This is a genomic window from Halorussus amylolyticus (assembly GCF_004143485.2).
Lineage (GTDB): Archaea > Halobacteriota > Halobacteria > Halobacteriales > Haladaptataceae > Halorussus > Halorussus amylolyticus.
Genome location: NZ_ML974139.1, coordinates 69,384 through 76,729, shown reverse-complemented (window position 1 = coordinate 76,729; position 7,346 = coordinate 69,384). Strand labels below are relative to the sequence as shown.

At 66.5% G+C, this 7,346-nt stretch carries 7 protein-coding genes; 3 read left to right on the top strand and 4 right to left on the bottom strand.

Annotation, left to right across the window (positions count from 1 at the left end):
• The 3 genes from EKH81_RS19425 to EKH81_RS15675 all read right to left on the bottom strand — a co-directional run.
• Positions 1–607, bottom strand: a 607-nt coding sequence (locus tag EKH81_RS19425) for a thiamine pyrophosphate-binding protein (RefSeq protein WP_274380514.1), incomplete at its 3' end; no start/stop codon positions are given.
• 230 nt (positions 608–837) lie between these two features.
• A complete protein-coding gene (locus EKH81_RS15680; RefSeq protein WP_132061557.1) occupies positions 838–1,821 on the bottom strand; it encodes a DMT family transporter in 984 nt (327 codons plus the stop codon).
• Between the two features lie 128 nt (positions 1,822–1,949).
• Positions 1,950–3,137 carry an MFS transporter gene (locus EKH81_RS15675; RefSeq protein WP_132060082.1) on the bottom strand — a complete coding sequence of 396 codons (1,188 nt, stop codon included), beginning with the start codon at positions 3,135–3,137 and terminating at the stop codon, positions 1,950–1,952.
• Between the two features lie 162 nt (positions 3,138–3,299).
• Here EKH81_RS15675 and EKH81_RS15670 point away from each other — a divergent pair, with 162 nt between their 5' ends.
• Entirely contained in the window at positions 3,300–4,742 is a 1,443-nt protein-coding gene (locus EKH81_RS15670; protein WP_132060080.1) for a DUF6498-containing protein, read from the top strand.
• A 224-nt stretch (positions 4,743–4,966) separates the two neighbouring features.
• On the top strand, positions 4,967–6,070 hold the full coding sequence (locus EKH81_RS15665; protein WP_162224652.1) for a C-terminal binding protein: 1,104 nt from the start codon (positions 4,967–4,969) through the stop codon (positions 6,068–6,070).
• Between the two features lie 10 nt (positions 6,071–6,080).
• On the opposite strand, the gene EKH81_RS15660 is transcribed toward EKH81_RS15665, so the two are convergent.
• Positions 6,081–6,302, bottom strand: a complete 222-nt coding sequence (locus tag EKH81_RS15660) for a transcriptional regulator (protein WP_202935172.1) — start codon at positions 6,300–6,302, stop codon at positions 6,081–6,083.
• 108 nt (positions 6,303–6,410) lie between these two features.
• Here EKH81_RS15660 and EKH81_RS15655 point away from each other — a divergent pair, with 108 nt between their 5' ends.
• Entirely contained in the window at positions 6,411–7,331 is a 921-nt protein-coding gene (locus EKH81_RS15655) for a DNA adenine methylase (protein WP_132060074.1), read from the top strand.
• Positions 7,332–7,346: the final 15 nt, after the last annotated feature.

Below are 7,346 nucleotides of genomic sequence, written 5' to 3'. Positions count from 1 at the left end.
CCCCCCACACCCCGGGTGCAGGGCCCCCCCCCCGGGCCGGTGCGGCCCCGGGGGCCCCCCCCGCGCCGGATTCCGAGAGGGAGGGAACGTCGTCCTCGCGGGCCAGCACGTCGGTCGGAATCTGGATGTGGACCGGCCGGGGTCGGTGGCCGTCGAGGTACTCGAACGCCTCCGAAATCGCGTCCGGGATGTCGGCCACGCGCTCGACCTGCTGGCTGTAGGCCGCGATGTTCTCCATCACGCCCTGCTGGTCTTTGAGTTCGTGGAGGTAGCCCTTCCCGCGGTCGGCCTCGTTGGTCTCGTTCTGACTGGAGATGACGAGCAGCGGCGAGGAGTCGGAGTACGCCTGCCCGATGGGCGTCGCGGCGTTGGTCAGCCCCGGCCCGGTGATGACCAGCGCGACCCCGACCCGGCCGGTCGTCCGGGCGTAGCCGTCGGCCATGAACCCGGCCCCCTGCTCGTGGCGGGTCGTGACGTGGTCTATTTCGCTGTCGATGACGGCGTCGTATATCTCCAGCGTGTGGACGCCGGGCATACCGAACACCACGTCGACGCCTTCTCGTTCGAGCTGTTCGACCACGGCTTGGCCCCCTGTCAGTCGTGACATTCGTTGAACATCCTCACTCCCACTACCGCGGTGAGACGTAAATAGAAGATTGTCCCAGCAAACCCCTCGCCTTTCTAACGCCGGGACGACTTCGGGACTCGGTTCGGGGAAGCCCGACCCCAATCGAACCCCATTCGAATCGGTCTCCGTCGTCCGGACGGTCGGCACGAAGTCCGGTTCGGCTCCCGAGAAAGTGAGGCTACCGCTGGCGAGGATTATCGCCGCCCCTATCACGCGAACGCGGTCAACACCACGGCCCCGAGGACGACCAGACTCGCGAACGCCACCAGTTTCCACGTCACCCGTTCCAGTCGCGAGAGGAACGCGAACGAGAGAATCATCACGATGAGCGGACTCGACTGGATGATGGGCACCACGACAGAGACCTGCGAGACCGAGAGCGCGACGTAGTAGAGCAGAAGAAACGCGGTGTTCGCCGCCCCCGCGAGGAGGTACCACCGCGTGTTCGACGTTCGGAGGTCCCCCACGGTCGGGAGGTCGTTCTTGAATCGGAGGTAGAGCAGAAAGCCCGTGGTCGCCGCGGCGGTCTTGATGGCGAGTCCGACGAGGACGGGCGTCCCCTCGGCGAATCCGAGTTTCGCCAGCGTGGGTTCGATGCCGAACAGGAACGCCGCGGCCAGCGGGAGCGCGAGCGCGAATCGGGGGATGTCGTCGGCGTTCGCGCGGTCGTTTCGGGCGGTCTCCCACGAGATGAGACCCACGCCAGCGACGATGAGGAGGATTCCGGCGACGTGTCCGGCGGTCACGCGCTCGCCGAGGACGAGGACCGCGACGAGCGTGGCGTGGAGCGGTTGGGACGCCTTGAGCGGTTCGGAGCGACTCGCGCCGATTCGCTCGATGCTCGTGTAGTAGAAGATGCGCCCGAACAGCGTCCCGACCAGTCCCGCCGCGACGAACGCCACGACAGACCGGCCCGTGATGGCGTAGTCGGGGTAGTACAGAATCGCGGCCGCGGGGATAATCGCGGCGACGTTCGCGAACAGGACCACGACCAGGGCGTCGCTGGTCCGCCCGCGGTCGGTCCCCACACGGACGGAGAGCGACTGGACGGCGACCGCGACCGCGGCCACGGCGGCGAGCGCCGCCCCGACGAACGCCCCGTCAGTCGGAATCACGGTTCGAATCGGCGGAACTCCGCCGAGGTGCGCCCGTCGTGCTATCTGTTCCCACGGTAGATTCGTTTCGAGTAGCACGTCGGAGTCTCATAGCGATTTGGATTGCGGAAGTCGGGGGGGGGGGGGGGGGGGGGGCGGGGGCCCCCCCCCCCGCCCCGACCCGAATCGCTCGACTCGACCCCGCGATTCGAGACGGAATCGTCCGACTACGCCACCCGACCGCGACCCGACGCCGACCGGAGGTACGCGAGTCCGAGCAGGCCGAGAACCGGCCCGACCGCGAGCGTCGGGAACGCCAGTCCGTACCCTCCGGCGTCGAGCGCCGCGCCGAAGACGACCGGCGCGGGCACCGTGAGCGCGAATCCGGCGAACGACTGGAACGCGAGCGCGGTACCGACGTTCTCCTCGTCGACGAGTTCGGTGACCATCGTGGAGGTCGGCGAACTGTCGGCGGTGAGCGCGAGACCGTAGACGACTACGACCGCGACGAGCGCGGCCAGCGGGAGCCACCCGAGGAAGCCGAGGGTCGCGCTCAGAATCGCGCTCGCCGCCAAGATGACCGCGAGCGTCGGGAGTCGCCCGACGCGGTCGGAGACCACGCCCGAGGCCGCGTTCGCTACGCTCCCGAGCGCGACCGTGACGCCCGTGAGCGTGCCCGCGACGACGGTCGCCGCGCCGGTCGCGGCGACCGCGGGCGTCGAGACCAGGAAGGCCTGAATCCAGTTACGCGCGCCGAACAGCTCCCAGTTGTGGCCGACGTAAACGCCGACCGCGGCGAGGTACGACCTGTCTCGGAGTATCGACCAGTCGAATCCGGTTCGGGAGTCGGCGGCGTCGGGGTGTTCGCGGGTCAGTCCGAGTATCAGCGGTCCTGCGACGATTGCGCCGAGGCTGGTCGCCGCGATTGCGGCCCGCCACCCGAGCGCCGACGCGACGGCCGACGCGAGGAAGTACGACGACCCGGAACTCAGCGAGAACGCGCCGACGTAGACGCCGAACGCCCGCCCGCGCTCGTCGGCTGGGTACCAGTCGCTCAGAAATCGCATGCCGGGGACGTAGACGCCAGCGATGGCGACCCCGCCGAGGAATCGGAAGGCGCTCCCCGCGAGGAAGCCGTCGGCGAAAATTACGAAGCCGAGCGTTGCGAGACCCGTGCCGACGCTCCCGGCCGCAATGAGCCATCTGACGGGGCCGCGGTCGGCGAGCGCGCCCGCCGGGAGGATGGCGACCGCGTAGCCGAGTTGGAACGCCGCGAAGACGAGTCCGGCCTCGACGCCGGTGAGCGCCCAGTCGTCGGCGATGAGCGGGAGGAGCGCCGAGTAGTTGTACCAGACCAGCCCCGCGAGGTAGAGGACGGCGCTCGCGACCGCGAGGACTCGGGTCCGCTCGCGCATACCCTCGAATCGGAGGTCGAAGTGATAACGTCTGTGACTCCGGGTTCGATTGCCGAGACGACGATGCGGCGGCGCGACGACCGTCGCGCCGCCGCGCATCGAACGACGATTGTCGCCTCGAATGACAGCGTTTTAGCACCTGCGATGCGGTCGGACAATCGAATGGTCTTGGCCGGTCACTCTCGGGTTCGGAAGCTCTCGCGGTTCGCGCCGATTCTGCTCGCGAACCTGCTCCCGCTCGTCGGCGTCGTTCGACTCGGGTGGGAGCCGACCACGCTCGTCGTCATCTACGCGGCCGAGGTGCTGCTGTCGATTCTGCTCGCGGGCGTGAAGGCGCTGTTCGCACAGCGACCGCCGCCCGACGAGCGCGACGGCATACTGAGCGTCTCGAACGCCGAACTGACCGGCAAGCGCGGGTCCGTCGAGGTTGCCGAGTGGCTCCCGCCGGTGTATCCGCGAAACGTCCCGTTCGCGCTCGCGGTCGGCGGCGGCGTCTTGTGGCTGTGGATGTATCTGGCGTTCGCTCTCACATCGACGCTCGGTCTCGCCGAAGTCCTCTCCCGGCCGGAAGTCGCGGTGAGTGCCGTCGGACTGTTTGCGGGGCAGGTCGTCGAGACGGCTCGGGACTACTTTCGCGGTCGGCGCTACGAGACGGTCTCGCCCTACGCGGTCATCGAGACGCCCGCGAGACAGGCGTTCTTCCTGGTGTTCGTCCTGTTCACGACCGCCGGAATCACGAGCGCGACCGGCGGTGCGGCCTTCACTCTCGGAATCGTCGTCTTCGTCAAACTCCTCGTGGAGTGGTCGGCGTTCCGCGCGAGCCACGACGACGGCGGCGGACGGATTTCGCGGTGGCTCGCCGGACCGGACGACGCGAGCGCATCACCCGACCCGGTTCGCGTTCCCGCGGGCGACCCGACCTACCGCGCGCGAACGGACCGGCGCGCGGTGCTGTACACCGGGCTGCTTCGAACGCTCGCCGAAACCGCACCGATATATCTGAGTTGGTCAGTCTTCGCGTGGCTCGTCAGCCTCGCCGTCGTCATCGACGCGGACGCGTCCGGAACCGCGGTACTCGCGTCGATGGTCGTCGCGGCCGGACTGCTCGCGGTCGCGGTCGGCGTGCAGGTCGGCAGTTTCTATCTCAGGTACGGACCGCTCGAATACCGGCGATACGGCGACCGAATCGTCGCCTTCGACGTGTGGACCGACGAACCCCAGTGGTCGGAGTCGATTCGGGCGCTCCGGGGAGTCGCGGTCGCGAACGACCGACTTCCCGACCGACTGATCGGGACCCGGACGTTCGAGGCGACGACCGGATGGGGCGACGACGAGACGGAGCGGTACCTCGGGCCGGTTTCGAATCCGGACGACTTCGTCGAGGCGTTCGAACTACCGATACGGACAACCCGTCTCCGACCGCTCGACCGGCGCTCGGCGGGGTTTTCCGCGGTGGCCGGTGTTGGCGTTCTCGCGGTACCGGTCGCGGTGGCGATGGGGCCGTGGTCGGCGTTCATCGCGATACTGTACTTCGTCTTTCTGACGCCGTTCGTAGCGATGGTACTGCGGGGACTCTGGAATCGCTCGTATCCCGATACCGCCTGAAGGCCGCAGTCGATACTCCCGAAGAGCGCGGGCGACCCGCGCGACCCTCGGGTGCGGACCCATTTTGACGCGACTGGTAGCTATCGTAGATTTGCGAGTTTCTGCTCACTCCTAGTACTCGACTGGATGCTATGGACCGGGTACACAGGGATACAACGGAACGCGTCACAAGGACTCGCAAATGCTACGATACTTGTGGCCCGAGTTCGTTGGTCGCACATCGCATGCACTCGCCGAACGAGCGCGACGACGGCCCGGACGAGACGACCGCGAGCGAGACGGACGACGCCACGGAAAAGGCGACCGATTCGCCCGACACCGACGCCCCGACGGTCGTGATTAGCGACAACAAGCTCACCGACCTCGCGGTCGAGCGCGAGGTGTTCGACGGACTCGACGTGAATCTGGTTCACCGGGAACTCCGGTCGATTGCGGAGATTCGAGAGGTGGCGGGCGATGCTGTGGCTGTCGTCTCGGACGCCGGAACGCCGCTCGCGGCCGAGGCGTTCGAGGGGTGTCCGGACCTCCGGGTCGTCGTCCGGGCGGGAATCGGCGTGGACAACATCGCGGTCGCGGCGGCCCGCGAACAGGGGTGCGTCGTCTCGAACGTGCCCGACTACAGCGTGGACGAGGTTTCGACCCACGCGCTCGCGCTCCTGCTCGGCCTCGCGCGCGAACTCCCGAGAACCGCGGCCAGTACTGCCGCGGGCGAGTGGGACTGGCAGGTCGGCGCGCCGCTGTTCAGGCTGGCCGACGACACACTCGGCGTGGTGGGGTGCGGTCGCATCGGTCGCCGGACGGTCGCCAAGGCCGCGCCGTTCTTCGAGCGCGTGGTCGTTTCGGACCCCTACGTCGCCGACGAGACGATTCGGGAGTGGGGCGGCGAGCCGGTCGCGTTCGACCGCCTGCTCGCCGAGAGCGACGCCGTCTCGGTCCACACGCCGCTAACCGACGAGACGCGCGGCCTGTTCGACCGGGAGGCGTTCGACGCGATGGAAGGGGGAGAAAACGCGGAATCGGGTGAGGCCGACGAATCGGGCGTCATCTTCGTCAACACCGCTCGGGGGGCGGTCGTGGACGAATCGGCGCTCCTCGGGGCGCTCGACGACGGGACGGTCCGCGCGGCGGGTCTCGACGTGCTCGAATCGGAACCGCCGGAGAGCGATTCGCTCACCGGGCGCGACGACGTGGTCGTGACCCCGCACGTCGCGTGGTACTCCGAGGAGTCCAAGCGCGAGGTCCGGCGGAAGGCGGCCGAGGAGGTCCGTCGGGTGTTGGTCGGGGAGAGGGCCGAGTACGAGGTCGAGCCGTACGGGTACGGGGAGTAGGTGGGTGGTGTCAGCGCGTCCAGACGAACGACGAACCGATTTGCGTGCGCGCGATTTCGTCGTCTTCCGCGAGCGCGTTCAGTCGCCGGTACGCCAAGTCGTAGGAACAGCTGACGCGCTCTGCGACTTTTGCGGTCGTCGCGTTTTCGAGGTCGGCGACCGCTTGCAGGAACGCCTCCCGCGGGTACTGCTCGGTGAACTTCCCTGAGTCACCGTCGCGTTCGGGAGCCACGGGTGACAGTTCTGCCGTCCTCTCGCTTAAACGTACAGATGCGATAGCCATTCAAGCCATATTGAAAGGTAGCTTTATTGGGGGCGACGAACCAAGCCATAACAACCGATGGTAGACCCGATTTTGAAGTGGGCGGGCGGCAAGCGCCAATTACTCGATGAACTGTACAGTCGCTTTCCCGACTCGTACGAACACTATCACGAACCCTGCTTCGGTGGCGGGGCGCTGTTCTTCGATTTAGAACCGGAGGACGGGACGGTCAACGACACGAATTCTCGACTCGTCAATTTCTACGAGCAGGTCCGAGACAGCCCTGAGGAGCTAATCGAACGCTGTAAATCGTTCGAGGACCCGGAATCGGACCCGGACCCCTCGCGCGAGTTTTCGGAGGCCAATCGGAAAGGCAAGGAGATATCGGACTACTACTACCAACAGCGGGCGCTGTTCAATCGGCGGCCGTACGGCGACGACTACGACGAACTCGAAGAGGCCGCGCTCCTGCTCTATCTGAATCGGACGTGCTACAACGGTCTCTATCGGGAGAACAGTAGCGGGGGATACAACGTCCCGATAGGTCGATACGCCAATCCCGACTGGGTTCGAGAGACGGAAGTTCGGGAAGCGAGTCGAGTGCTTCAGGACACTGAAATTCGGAATGGGGACTTCGAGTACGTCACCGAGATCGCCGAGGAAGGGGATTTGGTGTACTTCGACCCGCCGTACGAGCCGATGAGTTCGACGGCGTACTTCACCGACTACTCGGCGGAGGGGTTCGGAAAGGACGACCAGAAACGCCTCCTCGAAACAGCCAAAGAACTCGACCAGCGCGGTGTGTACGTCATTCTGAGTAACAGTGGCGTGCTGTACGAGATGTACGACGAGGCAGGATTTTCGGTCGAAATCGAGGGCGCGACCCGGGCCATCAACAGCGACGGCGAGAATCGGGACGAGGTAGATGAGATCGTCGCGACGAACGTACCTGCAGAGAGGCGACAGACGGCGGGACAGCAGGAACTGCTGGACTTTTAATCACCGTTCAACATA

Bases quoted from the DNA above. Each gene is read 5' to 3' on its own strand.
- EKH81_RS15675 (WP_132060082.1), bottom strand. From the start codon at position 3,137: ATGCGCGAGCGGACCCGAGTCCTCGCGGTCGCGAGCGCCGTCCTCTAC.
- EKH81_RS15670 (WP_132060080.1), top strand. From the start codon at position 3,300: ATGGTCTTGGCCGGTCACTCTCGGGTTCGGAAGCTCTCGCGGTTCGCG.
- EKH81_RS15665 (WP_162224652.1), top strand. From the start codon at position 4,967: ATGCACTCGCCGAACGAGCGCGACGACGGCCCGGACGAGACGACCGCG.
- EKH81_RS15655 (WP_132060074.1), top strand. From the start codon at position 6,411: ATGGTAGACCCGATTTTGAAGTGGGCGGGCGGCAAGCGCCAATTACTC.